The sequence below is a fragment of the uncultured Kordia sp. genome, assembly GCF_947489565.1.
Lineage (GTDB): Bacteria > Bacteroidota > Bacteroidia > Flavobacteriales > Flavobacteriaceae > Kordia.
In genome coordinates this window covers 82,228-101,275 of the sequence record NZ_CANLEA010000013.1, presented here as the reverse complement: position 1 = coordinate 101,275, position 19,048 = coordinate 82,228, and the positions used below count along the sequence as shown (strand labels likewise).

The 19,048-nt window shown below is 33.0% G+C and carries 19 protein-coding genes; 13 read left to right on the top strand and 6 right to left on the bottom strand.

What is annotated here, in order from left to right:
• Nucleotides 1-300: 300 nt before the first annotated feature.
• Nucleotides 301-2,298: a dehydrogenase E1 component subunit alpha/beta gene (locus Q0845_RS17840; RefSeq protein ID WP_298516123.1), complete on the bottom strand. Its 1,998-nt coding sequence runs from the start codon at nt 2,296-2,298 to the stop codon at nt 301-303.
• A gap of 324 nt (nt 2,299-2,622) precedes the next feature.
• Between Q0845_RS17840 and Q0845_RS17835 the strand changes: the two genes are divergently transcribed.
• The 6 genes from Q0845_RS17835 to Q0845_RS17810 all read left to right on the top strand — a co-directional run bounded on the left by Q0845_RS17835 (nt 2,623) and on the right by Q0845_RS17810 (nt 7,199).
• Nucleotides 2,623-3,573 carry a 2-oxoglutarate and iron-dependent oxygenase domain-containing protein gene (locus tag Q0845_RS17835; protein ID WP_298516121.1) on the top strand — a complete coding sequence of 317 codons (951 nt, stop codon included), beginning with the start codon at nt 2,623-2,625 and terminating at the stop codon, nt 3,571-3,573.
• Nucleotides 3,574-3,685: 112 nt separating this feature from the next.
• Nucleotides 3,686-4,036, top strand: a complete 351-nt coding sequence (locus Q0845_RS17830) for a translation initiation factor (protein ID WP_298516119.1) — start codon at nt 3,686-3,688, stop codon at nt 4,034-4,036.
• Nucleotides 4,037-4,966, top strand: a complete 930-nt coding sequence (locus tag Q0845_RS17825) for a DUF1835 domain-containing protein (RefSeq protein ID WP_298516117.1) — start codon at nt 4,037-4,039, stop codon at nt 4,964-4,966.
• Nucleotides 4,959-5,828: a nucleoside phosphorylase gene (locus Q0845_RS17820; RefSeq protein WP_298516114.1), complete on the top strand. Its 870-nt coding sequence runs from the start codon at nt 4,959-4,961 to the stop codon at nt 5,826-5,828. Before Q0845_RS17825 ends, Q0845_RS17820 begins: the two co-directional genes overlap by 8 nt.
• Before the next feature lie 11 nt (nt 5,829-5,839).
• A complete protein-coding gene (locus tag Q0845_RS17815; RefSeq protein WP_298516112.1) occupies nt 5,840-6,694 on the top strand; it encodes a substrate-binding domain-containing protein in 855 nt (284 codons plus the stop codon).
• A gap of 340 nt (nt 6,695-7,034) precedes the next feature.
• A complete protein-coding gene (locus tag Q0845_RS17810) occupies nt 7,035-7,199 on the top strand; it encodes a hypothetical protein (protein ID WP_298516110.1) in 165 nt (54 codons plus the stop codon).
• 298 nt (nt 7,200-7,497) lie between these two features.
• Here the strand turns inward: Q0845_RS17810 and Q0845_RS17805 are convergent, their stop codons facing one another.
• Nucleotides 7,498-7,836: a helix-turn-helix domain-containing protein gene (locus Q0845_RS17805; RefSeq protein WP_298516108.1), complete on the bottom strand. Its 339-nt coding sequence runs from the start codon at nt 7,834-7,836 to the stop codon at nt 7,498-7,500.
• Between the two features lie 191 nt (nt 7,837-8,027).
• On the opposite strand from Q0845_RS17805, the gene Q0845_RS17800 reads away from it, so the two are divergent.
• Nucleotides 8,028-8,552: a cytochrome b/b6 domain-containing protein gene (locus tag Q0845_RS17800; protein WP_298516106.1), complete on the top strand. Its 525-nt coding sequence runs from the start codon at nt 8,028-8,030 to the stop codon at nt 8,550-8,552.
• 106 nt (nt 8,553-8,658) lie between these two features.
• Here the strand turns inward: Q0845_RS17800 and Q0845_RS17795 are convergent, their stop codons facing one another.
• A complete protein-coding gene (locus Q0845_RS17795) occupies nt 8,659-9,324 on the bottom strand; it encodes a uracil-DNA glycosylase (protein WP_298516104.1) in 666 nt (221 codons plus the stop codon).
• Between the two features lie 116 nt (nt 9,325-9,440).
• Here Q0845_RS17795 and Q0845_RS17790 point away from each other — a divergent pair, with 116 nt between their 5' ends.
• Nucleotides 9,441-11,612 (top strand): DNA mismatch repair protein MutS, encoded by a 2,172-nt coding sequence (locus Q0845_RS17790; RefSeq protein WP_298516102.1) that lies wholly within the window; start codon nt 9,441-9,443, stop codon nt 11,610-11,612.
• 63 nt (nt 11,613-11,675) lie between these two features.
• Nucleotides 11,676-13,202, top strand: coding sequence for a WG repeat-containing protein (locus Q0845_RS17785; RefSeq protein WP_298516100.1), 1,527 nt, complete (start codon nt 11,676-11,678; stop codon nt 13,200-13,202).
• Here Q0845_RS17785 and Q0845_RS17780 read toward each other — a convergent pair whose 3' ends face one another.
• Entirely contained in the window at nt 13,203-13,538 is a 336-nt protein-coding gene (locus Q0845_RS17780; protein ID WP_298516098.1) for a tRNA-binding protein, read from the bottom strand.
• 45 nt (nt 13,539-13,583) lie between these two features.
• Between Q0845_RS17780 and Q0845_RS17775 the strand changes: the two genes are divergently transcribed.
• Nucleotides 13,584-14,138, top strand: a complete 555-nt coding sequence (locus tag Q0845_RS17775) for a thioredoxin family protein (RefSeq protein ID WP_298516096.1) — start codon at nt 13,584-13,586, stop codon at nt 14,136-14,138.
• A 57-nt stretch (nt 14,139-14,195) separates the two neighbouring features.
• Entirely contained in the window at nt 14,196-14,627 is a 432-nt protein-coding gene (locus Q0845_RS17770; RefSeq protein WP_298516093.1) for a DUF1330 domain-containing protein, read from the top strand.
• Nucleotides 14,628-14,702: 75 nt separating this feature from the next.
• Here the strand turns inward: Q0845_RS17770 and Q0845_RS17765 are convergent, their stop codons facing one another.
• Nucleotides 14,703-15,239: a YfiT family bacillithiol transferase gene (locus Q0845_RS17765; protein WP_298516091.1), complete on the bottom strand. Its 537-nt coding sequence runs from the start codon at nt 15,237-15,239 to the stop codon at nt 14,703-14,705.
• A gap of 147 nt (nt 15,240-15,386) precedes the next feature.
• Nucleotides 15,387-16,319 carry a peptidylprolyl isomerase gene (locus Q0845_RS17760; RefSeq protein ID WP_298516089.1) on the bottom strand — a complete coding sequence of 311 codons (933 nt, stop codon included), beginning with the start codon at nt 16,317-16,319 and terminating at the stop codon, nt 15,387-15,389.
• A gap of 449 nt (nt 16,320-16,768) precedes the next feature.
• Between Q0845_RS17760 and Q0845_RS17755 the strand changes: the two genes are divergently transcribed.
• Complete coding sequence (locus Q0845_RS17755; protein WP_298516087.1) at nt 16,769-16,942, top strand: hypothetical protein; 174 nt, start codon at nt 16,769-16,771, stop codon at nt 16,940-16,942.
• Nucleotides 16,943-17,023: 81 nt separating this feature from the next.
• The gene (locus Q0845_RS17750) at nt 17,024-19,048 is read left to right on the top strand and encodes a sensor histidine kinase (protein WP_298516085.1); all 2,025 of its coding nucleotides are present in this window, start codon (nt 17,024-17,026) and stop codon (nt 19,046-19,048) included.

Genomic DNA, 19,048 nt, shown 5'->3' with positions numbered 1-19,048 from the left:
CTAAGAGCAAAGCGATACTAAAATCTAAACCCAAGGTTTCTAAAGTCGAACTTTTTTATTGAGGATTTGAAAGAGATCAATTTATTTGTTAAAGAACATTCTAACTAGTTTATAACATCTTAAAAAGCAAAACAAAGAAAATGCTATTATAAAAGAAACAGATTGCCACGTCGCTATGCTTCTCGCAATGACATATCTAACATGTCTAAAATCTAGTAGCGAAGCGATCTAGTATCTAACAGCGAAAGCGGTCTAAGAGATTCCCGCTTACGCGGGAACAAGTCTAAAAGCAAAGCGCGTCTAATACGCTAACAACTCTAACAAAGCTGCTTCAAATTCATTTTTAGGTAAATATTGTTGTTCCAATCCTTGATCGAATGGAATTGGTGTTTCCATACTTGCCAATCGTTTTACAGGCGCATCAAGCTGTTCAAAACAGTTTTCCATAATCATTGCAGAAATATCACTTGAAATACTTCCAAACAAAGAATCTTCTTGTAAAATGATGGCTTTTCCAGTTTTCTTTACAGAATTATAAATTGCTTCTGTATCTAACGGTTGTAACGAACGTAAATCAATCAAATCGGCAGAAATCTCCGGATTTTTCTCTAACGTATCTAATGCCCAATGTACAGCCGAACCATAGGTGATAATCGTAATATCGGTTCCTTCTTTCAAAACAGACGCTTTTCCTAATGGTAAGGTGTAATAATCTGTCGGAACATCTTGATACACGCTTCTATACAATGCTTTATGTTCAAAAAACAATACAGGATTCGGATCATTCACCGCTGAAGCTAACAATCCTTTGGCATCATACGGAAATGCAGGATATACTACTTTTAAACCTGGTGTTTTGGTAAACCAAGCTTCATTCGTTTGCGAATGGAAAGGTCCTGCGCCAACTCCAGCGCCACAAGGCATACGTACTACAACATCTGCATTTTGATTCCAGCGGTAATGTGATTTTGCGAGTAAGTTTACAATCGGATTGAAACCACTCGATACAAAATCTGCAAATTGCATTTCCATCACGGCTTTCATTCCATTTACGGAAAGTCCGTACGAAGCGGAAACAATCGCAGATTCACAAATTGGCGTATTGCGTACACGTTCTTTTCCAAACTGATTGATAAAATCATTTGTAATTTTAAAAACACCGCCATATTCCGCAACATCTTGTCCCATAATGATTAAATCGTCATGTTTTTCCATCGATTGTTGCAATCCTTTAGAAACGGCATCTACAAAACGGATATTTTCTGTTTCTGCATTTGGCAATACTTCTTCATATACGGAATCTCTATAAACATCGTTTAGCTCAGCAGTTTTAGTAGAGGTAATTTTTTCTTCATCAAATGCTCGCTTCAGATTTTCATTGATTTCATTAGATATTTCAGCTCTAAATGCTTCCTCAGCTTCCAATGTCAACACATTTTCCATCAATAAAAAATGTCTGTAATTATCTAATGGATCTTTCGCTGCCCATTCATTCATCAACTCTTTAGGAACGTACTTTGTTCCACTCGCCTCTTCGTGTCCGCGCATACGAAACGTTTTAAACTCCAATAAAATAGGTCTTGGATTTTCTCGAATGCTATCTGCCAATTCAGAAACCTTTGTGTAGACTTCCAAAATATTATTTCCATCAATAATATGCGATTCCATTCCGTATCCTTTGCCTCTATCGGCCAAATGCTCACAATTATATTGTTCTGCTGTCGGCGTTGAAAGTCCGTAACCATTATTCTCTATACAGAATAACACAGGCAAACTCCATACAGAAGCTACATTTAATGCTTCGTGAAAATCACCTTCACTGGTTCCGCCTTCTCCTGTAAATACAGCACAGGCGTGTTTATTATCTTTCAATTTATTTGCCAAAGCAATTCCACTTGCCACACCTAATTGCGGTCCTAAATGTGAAATCATTCCTACAATATTATAGTCTTGTGTTCCGAAGTGAAAACTACGATCGCGTCCTTTTGTAAAACCATTTGCTTTTCCTTGCCATTGTGAAAACAAGCGATACAACGGAATTTCACGCGTTGTAAATACACCTAAATTTCGGTGCATCGGTAAAATATATTCTTCTTTCGTAAGTGCAGAAGTAACACCAACTGCAATGGCTTCTTGTCCAATACCGCCAAACCATTTTGAGATTTTCCCTTGACGTAGAAGAATCAACATCTTCTCCTCTATCATTCTCGGTTTCAGCATTTTCTTATATAAATTGAGCAACGCTTCGTTGGTCAAATTTCCTTTTTCGTATACCATTGGTTCTTTTGTGGTTGGCATGAGTTGTAGCTCTTTAAATAGATATTCAAAAATCAAGAAAAAAAACGGTTCATCAAAACACAAAGTGATAATTTTTGCAATTGTTAATAACTCTCTTTTTTCAACCGTATATTTTTAGCTACATTTGTAAAAACAAGCCTTTAACGGCTATAAAGTTATTAACAATTGGTTTTTACGAACAACACCTAATTTTACGTAAGACCATATGTTTCATTAAAAATAAAACTTGAATTACATGAACTGAGCATGCAGAAAAGTAAATCATTTCACCATGATGATGATTCGCGAACTGCGTGTGACTGTTAAAACAATAAATATAAACACATGAAAAATATTCCAAGCGTAGATCTTACGGATTTCTTGTCTGATGATCCAACTAGAAAACAAAAGTTTATTGATGAAATAGGGAAAGCCTATGAAGATATTGGTTTTGTGGCTCTAAGAGGACATTTTTTAAGCAATACGTTGGTCGATAATCTATATGAAGAAATTAAGCAGTTCTTTTCAATGCCTGTAGAAACGAAGAGTAAATATGAGATTGAAGGTATTGGTGGACAACGTGGATATGTTTCTTTTGGAAAAGAAAGTGCTAAAGGCCGAAAAGTTGGTGACTTGAAAGAATTTTGGCATTTTGGTCAATATGTAGAAGATAATGATCAACTAAAAGCTGAATATCCAGATAATGTTACCGTTACTGAATTGCCTGAATTTAATGCCGTAGGTAAAGAAACGTATAAAATGCTTGAAAAAACAGGTGTGTATGTATTGAGAGCTTTGGCTTTATATTTAGATTTGGATGAAAATTATTTTGATAATTTCATTAAGAATGGAAATAGTATTTTACGTCCTATTCATTATCCACCAATTACAAGCGAACCAAAAGATGCCGTTCGTGCTGCGGCGCATGGAGACATTAATTTGATTACCTTATTAATGGGCGCACACGGAAAAGGATTGCAAGTTCAGCGTCATGATGGCGAATGGTTAGATGCCATTGCAGAGCCAGATGAATTGGTAATCAATGTTGGTGATATGTTATCGCGACACAGTAATAATAGACTGAAATCAACAATACACCGAGTAGTAAATCCGCCAAGAGAACTTTGGGGAACTTCTCGTTATTCCATTCCTTTCTTCATGCATCCAATTAGTGAAATGCCTTTGGATTGCTTGGAAAACTGTATTGACGAAAACAATCCAAAACAATATGATGATATTACGGCTGGCGAATTTTTAAATCAGCGTTTAATTGAACTAGGATTGATCAAAAAATAATAAAATCCAATATTCTCAAAAATATACGTAACACTGATAGCCTGCGCTATTGGTGTTATTTTTTGATGAGAAAGTGGTGATTTTTTATAGAATCATTATATAAAGTATAAGTATGGCAAAGAAAAAACTCAATAGTTTGGAAGATTTAGGAGGATTTGTATTCTCTACCAATGATGATTTTGAATTGGAAAACGAAACTGTTGAAGATACCCTAACTCCCAAAGAACAGCATTTAGAAGCACACTTTAGTAATAAAGGACGTGGCGGAAAAGTAGTAACAGTCATCAAAGGTTTTGTAGGTACAGAAGACGATCTAAAAGCCTTAGGGAAATTACTCAAAGTAAAATGTGGTGTTGGCGGAAGTGTTAAGGATGGAGAAATTATTATTCAAGGAAATTACAGAGATAAGATTGTACAAATTCTTGAAAAAGAAGGATACAATGTAAAACGTGTTGGCGGATAAATGCAGCAACAAATTCTACATATTTTAAATGGCGATAGTTTAACGCCAAGATTGGCAGCAATCAACATCAAAGATGAACAACTGGTTTGGCGTGAAATGCTCTGCGAAGGAAAAACAAGTTACGACTTGAAGTCAGAAACATTCAAGCAAGAACGCATTGCACACTTAACACCTTTTGGCGCTGACGAAAAAACCTATACGGAATCGTTTATAGAGCCTTTACTCGCTACAAACTTTGCAAAATACACTGCTATCGTATTATGGTTTGAATATGATTTATTCTGTCATATTAATATGATAGCCGCTTTGAGTTTCTTAAAACAGTTAAAAGTTTCTGGGGAAATCTATTTGGTGTGTAGTGGTTGGATTGAAAACGATCCTAATTTAAAAGGATTAGGAGAATTATCAGACGAACAGCTCAAATCTCATTACAAAGAAAAGATTGAGCTAACTCATTCTGACATAGAATTGGCGGATACTTTATGGAAACTTTATTGTACCGACAATCATACTAAATTTAAAAACTATGTCACGCTCTCATCTTCGTTTCCTTACCTTTCCAACTGTATCAATGCACATTTAAAAAGATTTCCTTCCGTTACTAACGGATTGAACGTGTTGGAAACACATATTTTAAAAATCATTCACAAAGAAGAAATAAAAAGTACACGACAACTTACGGGATATATATTACAGTATCAAGGATATTATGGTTTTGGCGATTTACAAATTGTGCAAATTATTAAAAGACTAGCACCTTTTTTTGAGTCAAAATCTGAACGATTAGTTCTTAATAGAAAAGGATTGTTAGCCATTGACGGATTGCAAAGTTTCTACGATCAACTCTCGGATGATACTGTTTTTGGCAATTGCGACAAATATGAATATTGCTATCATCCTGAACAAAAAATACTCACAAAACATGAATAGAATAGCTGAATCTGAATTAATTATAAACCCAGATGGAAGTATTTATCACTTAAACATACTTCCAGAAGATATTGCAACCACTATTATTACGGTAGGTGATCCTGATCGTGTAGGTTCTGTAAGTAAATATTTTGATACTATTGAACTCAAAAAAGCAAAACGAGAATTTGTAACACATACAGGAACTCTTCGCGGAAAACGTATTTCTGTCATTTCTACAGGAATCGGAACCGATAATATTGATATTGTCTTTAATGAATTAGACGCACTAGTCAATGTTGATTTTGCTACGCGAACTATAAAGGAAGATTTTACTTCATTAGATATTATCAGAATTGGAACTTCTGGTTCTATTCAAGCGAATATTCCGGTAGATAGTTTTTTAATTAGCGAATATGCTATCGGTTTCGATAGTTTATTACACTTTTACGAGAGCGATCATGTATTGCAAAAGGAGTTTTCAGATGCTTTCTTACAACAATGCAATTGGTCTCCTAAAAAATCAGAACCGTATGTGGTGAAAGGTGATCAAAAGTTAATCGACCAATTAACGTCTGAACGAACTGTATTAGGATTTACAGCAACAAATGTTGGCTTTTACGGTCCGCAAAGTCGAAAAATACGATTGAATGTACAAGATGAACAATTAAATGATAAGCTTGCAACCTTTAATCATAACACTAAAAAAATAACAAATTTAGAAATGGAAACTGCAGGTATTTATGGATTGGCAAATCTATTAGGTCATCGCTCAGCTTCCATGAATGCTATTATTGCCAATAGACCTCTTGGTGAATTTAGCAATACACCGAAAGAAACTGTGGATCAATTGATTCAATATACTTTAGGTAAATTAGTATAAAAAAGTCCCAAATGAAGAAAATTAACATTGGAGGTGTTCCTGAACATTTCAACCTATCATGGTATTTAACACTTAAAGAACGTTCATACGAAAAAGAAGGTATCAGTTTGCGCTGGAAAGATTATCCTGGTGGAACTGGTGCAATGTGTAAAGCACTTCGAAATAAAAAAATTGACATTGCAGTCATCCTCACGGAAGGAATCATTAAAGATATCATTGCTGGAAATCCTGCTAAAATTGTACAAACTTTTGTGCAATCACCTTTAATTTGGGGAATTCATGTTGCTGCGGAAGCGAACTACAATACTATAGAAGATTTAGAAGGTACCAAAGCTGCTATTAGCCGTTATGGATCTGGTTCGCACTTAATGGCGTATATAAACGCAGAAAATAATGGTTGGAACACAGATGATTTAGGTTTTGAAGTGATCAATAACTTAGAAGGTGCTATTGACGGATTGAACAAAGGAAAAGGTGATTATTTCATGTGGGAACATTTTACAACGAAACCTTTGGTCGATCAGGGAATATTTAAACGTGTAGCCGATTGTCCTACACCTTGGCCATGTTTTGTCATTGCCGTTCGTACTGAATTGTTAGAAGAAGATGAAGAAACCGTTAAAACTGTTTTAAACATTATCAATGAGATGACGGCAAAATTTAAGGATATTCCAAATATCGACGAAACGATTGCTGCACGTTACGAACAACAATTAGAAGATGTACAAAAATGGTTGTCATTAACTGAATGGAGTCAAGAATTGATAGATGAAGAAACCATTCATAAAGTCCAAGACAAGCTTCATAGTTTGGACATCATTCCTGAAAAATGGGATTATAACGATTTGACATACAAACTCCTATAAAATAAGTGCAACTTTGTAAGTTGCACTTCCTCTTTACGACCTATTTAGGGTATTATTCATAATTCTACAAATTATAGTACACGTATAAATACTTGTTTCTTTAGGGGATTTTTCCCCTTTTCAACAGGGGCTTTTTATCGGTGAATGGTATTTTTCACCCTATGAATCGACAAAAAAGAACGATTTTGTGTCATTTAACGAAAATTTAAACAGGTAATCGAGAAAATGTTTCGGTTAACACTCCGCACACTACATTTGATATCAGAAAGTAATAAGGGCAAAATGTTACTTTCATTAAAACCAAATTTATCAGATTATTAACATTACAACTACTATTATTATGAAAAAATCAATCTTATTATTAGCTGCAGCAGGTTTATTATTAGCGTCATGTGGATCAAATTGTATGGGTAAAGGAGTAAACTTTGCTGATACTGACGACGCAAAGGAAAACTACATTATGACTGCAAACGCGGAAGAAGCAAACTGCGTAGAAGTATACTAGTAAAAACTTTCCAATTATATATAAAAGGTTACAATATCATATTGTAGCCTTTTTTTATTTCTTCACGTTACAATTTTACATTCTTTAACTTACAACATACACTTAGTAACAAGAAGAAACAAAACCTTACAGATTAGTATCTATTAATTTGTCATTTCTAGGCAACACTTCTAAAATACCAAAAGCAAAGCGTGTCTAACAGCACAGCGAATCTAAAAAAGTTTACCAACGAATACCTTCAATACGTTGACTTACCAAGTAATCATTGCAACGACTAAAAGATCATTCTGCAACGAAACTATTCTTTGTTTAAAATAAGTTTTCGATGTTCTTTAGCCCAATTATGAATTGCTACAATCACAGGTTCAATACTTTCTCCATGTTCAGTTAGTCCATAAACTACAGAATTACCTGCAATTGTACTTTTTTCCGAATACACCATCTTATTCATCTCTAAATATCTTAATTCCTTGATCAAAATTCTTGGAGTAATACTTCCAAGTGTATCCTTTAATTCAGAAAAGCGCCTAGGAGATTCACATAAATAAGATAAAATTGGTCCACGCCATCTATTTCCAATCAATTCTAGCACATCAGTTACATCTCTAATTCTTATTTTTCGTTCTTCTTCAGTCATAATTATATTTTAGAATACTATGAGGATTTGAGGATATTTATTACCATTTTGAATACTAAAGTAGCTAATACACAAGAAAGATCAAATCAGAAGATCAAAAGAATTGGTACCTAAAAAGGTACTGAAATAATTTGATGAAAATTAGTAGCTTTTTGAATATCAAAGTAATTTGCTACAAAGAAATGTAAAAGATGTTTAAAAACGACCTAACAAAAAAATTCAGCAGTGGAACAATAATAACTCATTGGCTTACTGCATTCCTTATTTTATTATTGTTTCCGATGGGAAAGTACATGGCAGGTTTAGAAACCTCTGAAAAGATGGGATTCATAAAAATTCATGCTGTACTTGGAATAATCGTATTTATAATGACGATCATTAGAAGTTGGTTGTTTTTCAAGTCTCCAAGACCTGAAGATTTAAAAACTGGCTCCAATTTTAATGATAAATTAGTGATTTGGATACATAATGCTTTTTACATACTACTTTTTGGAATATCTATTTCTGGAATTGGAACTATGATTTTAGGAGGTTATGGAGATGCGCTTATGAATGATAATGCTAATTTAATTTTGAATAAAGACGAAATAATGCCATTAAAAGGACACGAAATAATGTCAGTAATTATGATGGTGCTTTTAGTTATGCATATTCTCGGAGTGATTAAACATTATATCCTAACAAAGGAAAACACACTTCGAAGGATTTTTTGGTAGAAAGATGATCACTACATATAATTAATACCGAATACATTGACATGAATAATATGTTTAGAACCATTATTGATATTCTGAGACTGTTTTTTGTCATTCGTTTTGGAAACTACCAACGAATGCCTTCAATACGTTGACTCACCAAATAATCATTACAACGACTAAAATGCTTATTATCAAACCAATATCCGCGATTTGCACTTAAAGGCGATGGATGTCCTGAGGTCAATACATAATGTTTACTCTTATCTACCTTTGCTCCTTTTTTCTTTGCAAAACCGCCCCAAAGTAAGAACACTACATTTTCTTTTTTCTCCGAAATCACTTTAATTACAGCATCCGTAAACGTTTCCCAACCTTTTCCTTGATGACTTCCTGCTTGGTGCGCGCGAACTGTCAACGTAGCATTGAGTAATAAAACACCTTGTTTTGCCCAACGTTCTAAATTTCCGCTAGTTGGCGTATCTACTCCAATATCACGTTTAATCTCTTTAAAAATATTGATTAATGATGGCGGATGCGAAACTCCATCATTTACGGAAAAACACAAGCCATTCGCCTGCCCTACACCATGATATGGATCTTGACCTATAATAACTACTTTCAAGCGATGAAATGGACAATGATCAAAAGCCGCAAAAATATCTTTTCCTTTCGGGAAACATTGATGTTCTGTATATTCTGATTTCACAAAACTGATCAATTCCTTAAAATAAGGTTGTTCAAATTCATTTTCAAGATGAAACTTCCAGCTTTCTTCAATTTTTACGTTCATGTGATCAATTTTTTGTCAGGTTGAAATTCATTTCAGAATCAACATATAAATAAGTACCTTTGCCTTCGGCTAAAAATCCGCGGTAATGTGCAGATTAAAATTTGCCCAAATTTACAATGATTAAAATACATTCCAAAACATTAGATGATTTAGAGTTTGAAACTGTTTTACAACAGGTTTCAGAGCATGCTGTAACGACTTACGGAAAGCAAAAAATTAGTGATACAAAACCCTTTCAAGACAAAGATGTATTGCTGACAAACTTAGCGTATGTAAATGAATACCTAGCATCTTTTGAAAATGAAAATGTAATCCCAAATCATGGTTTTGAAGGAATTTCATTGGAAATTAAATTATTAGCCATTGAAAACAGCTTCTTGGAAATTCAAGGATTTCGTAAAATTTCAGCAATTTCAAGCGCTACTAACTTATTGATTAAGTTTTTTAAAAAATTTCAAGAATACTATCCTACATTACAATCACGTGCAGAACGCATTGAATTCACCAAAGTTCTTATCACAGAGATTGACAATGTGATCAACCGTTTTGGAGAAGTAAAAGACACTGCTTCTTCAGAACTAGCACGAATTCGTCGTGGAATTTTAAGCATTCGTGGTAAAATCAATCAAAGTTTTTCTTCTGCTTTGAGCAGATATAATCAAGCAGATTATTTGGATGAAATTCGTGAAACTGTGGTTGATAATCGTAGAGTTTTAGCTGTAAAAGCGATGCACAGACGAAAAGTCAAAGGTGCCATCATGGGAAATTCTAAAACAGGAAGCATTGTATATATTGAACCAGAAGCAACATTGCAATATTCACGAGAATTGTCCAATTTAGAATATGAAGAAAAAGAAGAAGTAACACGTATTTTAAAGGAATTAACAGACTTTACACGTCCATTTGCACCACTTTTAGAAGAATATCAAGACTTTTTAAGTGATTTAGATGTGAGTTATTCCAAAGCAAAATATGCAGCTTCCATGAATGCAATTTTACCTGAAATCTCAGAAAAATGCGAACTGTTTTTGAAAGATGCGTATCATCCTCTACTCTATTTGACGAATAAAGAACGAAATGAAAAAACGTATCCGCAAACCATTGAGTTAAGTCAGGATAATAGGATTATTGTAATTTCTGGACCAAATGCTGGAGGAAAAAGTATCACGCTAAAAACCATTGGTTTATTACAATTAATGTTGCAAAGCGGATTGTTAGTTCCTGTGCATGAACGCAGTAAAATGTGTCTGTTTGAACGAATTCTAACCGATATTGGCGATGGACAATCGATTGAAAACCATCTAAGTACGTATAGCTATCGTCTAAAGCAGATGAATTACTTCTTGAAAAAGTGTAATAACCAAACTCTGTTTTTAATTGACGAATTCGGTACCGGAAGTGATCCAGAATTAGGTGGCGCCTTGGCAGAAACCTTTTTGGAAGTTTTTTACGAACGTGAGGCTTTTGGAATCATCACAACTCATTATTCCAACTTAAAATTATTGGCAAACGAATTACCGCATGCGACCAATGCAAATATGATGTTTGATCGTAAAACCTTGCTCCCAATCTATCAATTGGCATTAGGACAAGCAGGAAGTTCCTTTACGTTTGAAGTGGCGCAAAAAAATGGCATTCCATACAGTTTGATCAACAAAGCAAAAAAGAAAATTGAACGTGGAAAAGTTCGTTTTGATGCTACCATTGCAAAATTACAGAAAGAACGTAGCGCTATGGAAAAGACATCAAAATTGCTTAGAGAAGAAGAAATCAGAGCACGCGAAGAAAACGAACGTTTGGAAGCTTTGAATGTCAAAACGAAGTCAAAATTAGAAAGCTATCAACAATTATATGATCATGATAAACGCATGATTCATTTGGGTAATAAAATCAACGAAATTGCCGAACGTTATTTTGATAATAAAAAGAAACGTCCACTAATTTCTGAGTTTTTACGTATTGTGGAAACGGAAAATTCTAAACGGAAAAAGCAATCTACTCAAGAAAAGAAAATACAGAAAGCCAAACAAAAAGAAGCTAAAAAAGAAGTCATTCAAAAAGTAGCGGTTATTCGTGAAGAAAAGAAAATCGAAAAGAAAAAAGCTGCAAAAAAGGAAGCTGAAAAGCCAAAACCAATCTTAAAAATTGGTGATCGCGTACGTATGCATGATGGAAAAGCTGTGGGAACTATTGATAGTCTCGAAAAAGGAAAAGCTACTGTAAATTATGGACTTTTCACTACTACTATTTCTGTAGATCAACTGGAATTGGTACAAGCTAAGAAGTAAGCAATAATTACTTTTTATTCTTTAACAGTACTAGATTCAATAGAAATGTTTTATATTTAAAATATGAGATATTTTAAACTATTTCTACTCTTATTTTTAGTGAATTTCTCCGTTTTAGGACAAAATTCAGAACGCACATTATTTCCTTTTAATTTTTATGATTCTTGGGGATTTATCAATGTGAAAGGAGAAATTGTTGTTTCTCCAATTTATGAAGAAGCTTTTAACTTTCATGATGGTTTGGCAAAAGTCCGCTTGGATGGCTATTTTGGTTTTATAGATACTTCTGGAGAATTAGTCATCCCTAATCAATTTGACTCTGCAAGTGACTTTCACTATGGAATTGCCATCGCATATAAAGGCAATCATTCTTTTTATATAAACAAAAAAGGTAAAGAGCTTTTTGGAGGTTATCTTATGCTGTATGATTTTAAAGAAGATGGATACGCTACTATTTTTACTAGAGGTGGAGAATTTCTCCTAGTCAATAAAAAGGGAGAAATTATTAAAAAAGGAATCAATTTCGTAAATGAAGACTTTTTCGACAAAAAAACATACGTTTATCTCGATGAATATGGTAATGTAAAAGAAAAATACGAATCTAACTTTAAAGGCATTGAATACGATCAAATACAGGAGTTCGGAGATTATTTAGTGTATTCTTACAGAGATCGCTATGAAAAATCTTATCAAACCAAATATGGTGTTGCCAATTTCAAAAAAGGATTTGTCACTGATACTTGGTTTGATGGAATTAATCCAAAAACACTAACAGACAACTTGATTCAGTTAAAGAATAATGGAAAAATCTGTTATATCAACCAGCAAGGAAAAATAGCAACTATTGATACTAAAACATTAGAGTTGAATCGATTTCTAGCTTCTGGAAAAACTTCTACAGACGCAATTTTACAAAAGTTCAATATTTCACATATTAGAGAAGCTAGTTATGAAGTAGGTTCTATAGGAAATATACCTGTATCGAGAAGTCATGGTGGTTGGTTGCCTTCTAAAAATGTATTTAAAAAAATTACTTCTATGTACAATTTCAAACCAAATACATTAGACATTGTTGTTGATACAGAACGCAATGAAATATTTGAAGAAGTATATGAAGGGTATAAGTTTTACATCACAAACAATACAAAAGATTCTATATTTTTTGAAGCCTATCAAAGTAAGCTAGATTTGGTGGTTCAAGCAAAGTATTGCAAGGATGATTGTGATGGCAGCAATTGTGACGGAGATTTAGAAAGTGATTGGGAGGGCGATTGGGAAGGACACTGGGAAGCTATTGAATATCTGCAAAAAGATTTGGAGAGTGATATAAAAGCAGGAACAATTCACCTTATAGACAATCATGCTTTACATCAATTGTATTTAATCCCGAAAACGTATTGGGAATTAAGTATTCCAAAATATCATGGCATAATTAAAACAAAACTACGTTTAAAACTTATCTATAAAACACAGCGTACTGGAAAAGAAACAATAATGTACAGTAATGAATTTGAAGGCAATGTAAACCCTGCTCAATATTGGTATTACAAATTATATGATCATACAATGAAGCCTGATCTTGGTGATTAATTACGAAATCTTCAATCCGTTAGGAATTTTGGCTGAAGGTTGCATTAAAATGACATCATCGCCATCAACTGCGCCCATGACAAGACATTCTGAAAAGAAATTCGCAATCTGTTTTTTAGGAAAATTGACAACTGCCATAATTTGTTTGCCTATCAATTCTTCTTTCGTGTAACGTTTCGTTATTTGTGCTGATGATTTTCGGATTCCAATTTCTGCTCCAAAATCAATTGTAAGCTGATAGGCTGGTTTTCTGGCTTTTGGAAAATCGTTTGCTTCTATGATGGTTCCTATACGCATATCTACTTTTTCAAAATCGTTCCAAGTTAAGTCTCCCATTGTATTTTTTTAAGTAAATTTATGCTTTTAAAAACGATATATCAAATGGCACTTACTCCATCAAACATGCTTTCTTTAGGCACAAAAGCTCCTGATTTCTCACTAATTGACACAATATCAGACAAAACTATTTCTTTAAATGAAGCAAAAGGTACGCACGGAACTGTCATTATGTTTATTTGCAATCATTGTCCTTTTGTAAAACACGTTAATGAAGGAATTGTACAATTGGCGAATGATTATATATCTAATGGAATTGGTTTTATTGCGATTTCAAGCAATGATGTTGAAAATTATCCTGCAGATGCGCCACATTTAATGAAAGAAAACGCGCAGCAAGAAGGTTTTTCGTTTCCATATCTATATGATAAAACTCAAGAAGTTGCCAAAGCCTATGATGCAGCCTGTACGCCAGATTTCTATATTTTTGATAAAGATTTGGCATTAGTCTATCGTGGACAATTAGACGATTCGCGTCCAAATAATGGAATTCCAGTAACAGGCAATGATATGCGTACTGCTTTAGATGCTTTATTGAATGAAGAAGCTATCTCAGCGCATCAAAAACCTAGTATTGGTTGCAATATAAAGTGGTTTTAATTTTTTAGACTTTCTTATACAATTAGCAAAACATCCTTCTAGAAAAGTATAATAAACATGAGTAACTATATTGATACTACTCCTGAAAAAGGAAAAGACTTTTATCTAAATTTCCATGACAAAGGAAAGATTGTGATGCTAAATTTATTGAAGTTTCGACAAAAAGCAGATTATTCAAACTCAGAACATATAAAACCTGAGGAAGAAATTACAGGTGAAGAAGCATACCAATTATATATAAAAAATACTTTACCCGAATTGGAAAAATCAGGTGGTCGAATTATCTACTACGGAAAAAGTAAAAGCTTTTTAATTGGACCCGAATCTGAAAAATGGGATGCTATTTTAGTGGTTGAACACGTATCTGTTGAAAAATTCATGGCATTTGCTCAAAACAAAGAATATTTAAAAACGGTAGGACATAGAACTGCAGCACTTGAAGATTCTCGTCTATTGCCTTCAACTGAAATACAAAATTATACCTACTAATTTATATGACTATTAAGGTAAGTTCTGAAAAGTCAAAATAATAATTCAAAATAATGTGACTGAGCGAAGTCGAAATCACTTCCAATTTTTGCGAATCATTAATTGATTGATATGTTCATAATGATGATTGCAGTGCCAAGCATAAATACCAATATTTTCATTAAGACTCACTTTTTCTTGTCCTTCCGGATGAATAAAAACTTGTGTTAAATCTTCATTAGAAAGTGCTTTCAAAAAATACACCCATTTTGCATGCAAGGCTTCTATGGTATTTAGAGAAAGTTCTATCGGTGCAGCTTTACTATCAAATAATTCAGCCCAACGATCTTCGTAATACGCTTTAATTAACGGTTGTTCTTCTGTCAATGTCCATTTGAAACGTGTGTAACTATTATGATGACTATCGGAAACATGATGAATCACTTGTCTAATAGTCCAACCTCCACGACGATAACAAGTATCCAATTGTTCTTGCGAAAGATGTGCTACTAAATTTTTCAAGCGTATTGGAAAAGTTTCTAAAACTGCAATCCAATCTGAAATATGAGTTTCTGTAATAATCTCAGGAATTTGTGGTTTCCCGATAGGATATTTTAATTTTTCTAAATCCATACTATATATAGGTAAACAACTTTAAAATAAAATTTTGAGAGTCATCAAAAATTCAAGGAAAAAATGAAGACACACTACAAAATAATTTAAATCTCGATTATCGAGTATAAAAAAACGCTCTGAGACTTTCAGAGCGTTTTTTCTAATTTATTTTACATCCATTAATTCAACATCGAACATTAAGGTTGCATTTGGTGGAATAACACCGCCAGCGCCTCGTGCTCCATATCCTAAATGTGGTGGAATTACAAATCGTGCCTTGTCTCCTACTTTCAACAATGCGATTCCTTCATCCCAACCAGGAATTACATTTCCTTGTCCTAATGGGAAATCTATTGGTTCATTTCTTTTATAAGAAGAATCAAAAACACCACCATCAGGAAACATTCCTTTATAATGTACAAAAACTGTTTTTCCAGCTTCTGCTTGTACACCATCACCTTTTTGAATGATCTTATAACGCAATCCGCTTTCCGTTTTATCAAATCCGGTTGCGATTTCTTCCAATTCTTTTTCTGCTTTTTCTTTAGCTGCTTTTTCTCTTGCTACTTTTGCTCCAGTAAATTTTCTAAATTCTTCTACAGCATTAAAAGCTTCTGCTTCTGCTCCAACACGGATAATTTCAACTTTTTCAATAGAATCACCTTGTGCAACTACATCTACAATTTCTTGTCCATGTGCTACATGTCCAAAAACAGTGTGTTTTCCATCTAACCAAGGAGTTGGTACATGTGTAATAAAAAATTGACTTCCGTTAGTTCCTGGTCCAGCGTTTGCCATAGAAAGCACTCCTGGCTCACTATGCGTTAACTCTGGATGAATTTCATCATCAAAATTATATCCAGGACTTCCTGTTCCGGTTCCTAAAGGACAACCACCTTGAATCATAAAATCTGGAATCACTCTATGAAACTTAAGTCCATTATAATAAGGAGTTCCTTGTGGTTTTGCTTTGTTTTCTAAATTACCTTCAGACAGTGCAACAAAGTTACCAACTGTTCCCGGTGTTTTTTGATAAGTCAAGCTTACAAGAATCTCTCCTTTGCTCGTATGAAATTTTGCGTATAATCCGTCTTCCATGTGTTTATTTTTAATTTACGATGCAAAGATACACATCATAAAACAATTAATAAATAGACAAAACTAAATATTCCGTATATTAATAGTATTGTATTCCCATAGATATATTACTGAAAAACCATACCGCAAAGTTCAGCGAACATACTAACTTGATTTTTGAAATCAAGTTACAAAACTGTCTAATTTAAATCTATGATTTTCAGGCATTTAAGCTGATTTTAAGTTCTTAAATTATCAAAAAAAGATAAAGTAATACAAACAAACTAGAATCTTAAGAAAAGTTCCTAGTATAATTTAGAAGTATACTTAGTTTTTTGATAACAGGATGATTATAAACAGGAAAAGTATTACGGTAATAACCTACAAATCATCTCAATAGAACTTCATATTTGAAATAGGAAAAAATGATTAACCAAATAGAACTAGTAACTTAATTAAAATTTAAAGAGATGAGAAAAGTATTCGGATTATTCGCATTATTATTAGTAGTAAACTTAGGATTTATAGCTTGTGAACCAAACAGCACAGCTGATGCAGGCGACGATAATGTTTTTGAAAATGTAACTGGAACAGAAGATGAAGACTCAGAAGTAACTGAAGGTGGTAGCGGCACTGAAGGTTAAAAAGTCAAAATCTAGATATAAATAAAGCTTAATTACTTCGTTTGATTAAGCTTTTTTTTTTCGCTAAAATAAAATAGCTTTGTGAAAAGACAATATTCAATTTTGTTAGGAAGAAAAATCATACATATCATTATATTATTATTTTTTATTAAAACTTATTCCCAAAAGGATGTAGAAGATGACTCTATTTATAAGGTTTCTATGGAATATATTAATAAAGGAAAAGATATAACAGTTAGAAAAAATAATTTATTAAAGGCAAAGAACCTTATTTTTAGTATTGAAAATGATTCCATAAAAAATAAAGCGATTTATAAATTATCTACTACGTATTTAAACATAAAGGATTCTTTAAATTTTAGACAAATAAATAAATTAGGAATCTCTTTAGCTAAAAAAAGTAACGATTCTGCAATACTAGCTAACCATTATTGGGATTTAGGTTGGCATTATCAAAGGCTTAAACAGAAAGATAGTGCATATCTTTTTTATGATTCATCTCAAAAAATATTAAAAAAGACAGGACGTGTTTTAGCTGCTGGTAATTTACTTTTAAGAATGGCAATAATTCAAAAGGAAGTAAAAGATTATACAGGAAGTGAAGTAACAACAACAGATGCTATAGAGATATTTGAAAACCTTAATGATAGTAGAGGTCTTTATAATTGTTATAATAATTTAGGTGTTATTTTTAAAAACCTAGAAGAATATGAAAAGTCTTTGAAATATCACAATAAAGCTTTGGTTTATCTAAAGAAGATAAAAGAAAAAGGTTTAATGCTAAAAACAAAAACATTAAATAATATAGGATTGGTTTACAGGTATCAAGGAAAATATAATGATGCTATTAGTAATTTTGAACAAGCACTAAATTATGACAGTCTTTATACTAAAAACCCTGAACGATATGCTACCCTAATAGATAATTTAGCATATTCAAAATTTTTATCTAATAACACTTCTGAACTTCCAGAATTATTCTTTCAAGCCTTAAAAATTAGAGATAGTTTAAAAAATAAATCTGGTATTGCTGTCAGCAAATTGCATTTAGCCGAATATTACCTCGAAAAAAAAGACACTATACAAAGTCTGAAGTATGTATCTGAAGCTAGAATTGCTGCTTTAGAATCAAAAAACACAAAACAATTATTGAACTCTTTATTGTTATCATCAAAAATTGACAATGAAAATGGTACCGCTTATTTAAACACCTATATTCACATGAATGATAGTTTAATAAAACGAGAACGTACCATAAGAAATAAATTTGCTCGTATCCGTTACGAAACTGATCAATATATAACTCAAAATGAAAGATTAAGCCTCCAAAACACTTGGATTGTTGCCATTTCTACCGCAATCATCTTTTTTGGATTTTTGATTTATGTGATCACCCAACAGCGAACACGTAACAAAGAGTTAGAAATGGAACAGCAGCAGCAACGTGCCAATGAAGAGATTTATAACTTGATGATTGATCAACAAGATAAAATCGAAGAAGGTAGAAAACGTGAAAAAGAACGAATCTCTCTGGAATTACATGACGGAATTTTAGGTAGATTATTTGGTACACGTCTGAGTTTAGGGAGTTTAAATGCAAAAGATGATGACAATTCTAAAAAGGTTCGAGAACAGTATATTAATGAACTTCAAAGCATTGAGGAAGAAGTGCGTAATATATCACACGAGCTTGGCTTGGATAATTTTGATAAAACCACAAGCTATAGCACAATGATCACAAATCTTTTGGAAGAACAATCCAAAATAACTAACTTTAAATATCAAATTGAAGAAGACGATAGAATCGTTTGGACTGACATTCCGGGGCACATAAAAATTAATATTTACCGTATTATTCAGGAGTCAATCCAAAACATAAATAAATATGCGCAAGCAGAGAACGTGATACTAGATTTTAAGAAAAATGATGATCATATTATACTTACCATAAAAGACGATGGCGTTGGTTTTGACCAAGACAAACGAAGTAGTGGTATTGGATTAAAGAATATGAAATCGAGAGTAACTTTACTACATGGACAATTTACCATCAACTCCATTCCAGGTAAAGGAACTTCTATCAGTGTTGACGTTCCTATGACGTAG

Excerpts from the sequence above, each read along its gene's own strand:
- Q0845_RS17755 (WP_298516087.1), top strand. The coding sequence starts at position 16,769 with ATGAGAAAAGTATTCGGATTATTCGCATTATTATTAGTAGTAAACTTA.
- Q0845_RS17760 (WP_298516089.1), bottom strand. The coding sequence starts at position 16,319 with ATGGAAGACGGATTATACGCAAAATTTCATACGAGCAAAGGAGAGATT.
- Q0845_RS17790 (WP_298516102.1), top strand. The coding sequence starts at position 9,441 with ATGATTAAAATACATTCCAAAACATTAGATGATTTAGAGTTTGAAACT.
- Q0845_RS17830 (WP_298516119.1), top strand. The coding sequence starts at position 3,686 with ATGGCAAAGAAAAAACTCAATAGTTTGGAAGATTTAGGAGGATTTGTA.
- Q0845_RS17770 (WP_298516093.1), top strand. The coding sequence starts at position 14,196 with ATGAGTAACTATATTGATACTACTCCTGAAAAAGGAAAAGACTTTTAT.
- Q0845_RS17765 (WP_298516091.1), bottom strand. The coding sequence starts at position 15,239 with ATGGATTTAGAAAAATTAAAATATCCTATCGGGAAACCACAAATTCCT.
- Q0845_RS17835 (WP_298516121.1), top strand. The coding sequence starts at position 2,623 with ATGAAAAATATTCCAAGCGTAGATCTTACGGATTTCTTGTCTGATGAT.
- Q0845_RS17795 (WP_298516104.1), bottom strand. The coding sequence starts at position 9,324 with ATGAACGTAAAAATTGAAGAAAGCTGGAAGTTTCATCTTGAAAATGAA.
- Q0845_RS17785 (WP_298516100.1), top strand. The coding sequence starts at position 11,676 with ATGAGATATTTTAAACTATTTCTACTCTTATTTTTAGTGAATTTCTCC.
- Q0845_RS17810 (WP_298516110.1), top strand. The coding sequence starts at position 7,035 with ATGAAAAAATCAATCTTATTATTAGCTGCAGCAGGTTTATTATTAGCG.
- Q0845_RS17805 (WP_298516108.1), bottom strand. The coding sequence starts at position 7,836 with ATGACTGAAGAAGAACGAAAAATAAGAATTAGAGATGTAACTGATGTG.
- Q0845_RS17820 (WP_298516114.1), top strand. The coding sequence starts at position 4,959 with ATGAATAGAATAGCTGAATCTGAATTAATTATAAACCCAGATGGAAGT.
- Q0845_RS17800 (WP_298516106.1), top strand. The coding sequence starts at position 8,028 with ATGTTTAAAAACGACCTAACAAAAAAATTCAGCAGTGGAACAATAATA.
- Q0845_RS17840 (WP_298516123.1), bottom strand. The coding sequence starts at position 2,298 with ATGCCAACCACAAAAGAACCAATGGTATACGAAAAAGGAAATTTGACC.
- Q0845_RS17825 (WP_298516117.1), top strand. The coding sequence starts at position 4,037 with ATGCAGCAACAAATTCTACATATTTTAAATGGCGATAGTTTAACGCCA.
- Q0845_RS17775 (WP_298516096.1), top strand. The coding sequence starts at position 13,584 with ATGGCACTTACTCCATCAAACATGCTTTCTTTAGGCACAAAAGCTCCT.
- Q0845_RS17780 (WP_298516098.1), bottom strand. The coding sequence starts at position 13,538 with ATGGGAGACTTAACTTGGAACGATTTTGAAAAAGTAGATATGCGTATA.
- Q0845_RS17815 (WP_298516112.1), top strand. The coding sequence starts at position 5,840 with ATGAAGAAAATTAACATTGGAGGTGTTCCTGAACATTTCAACCTATCA.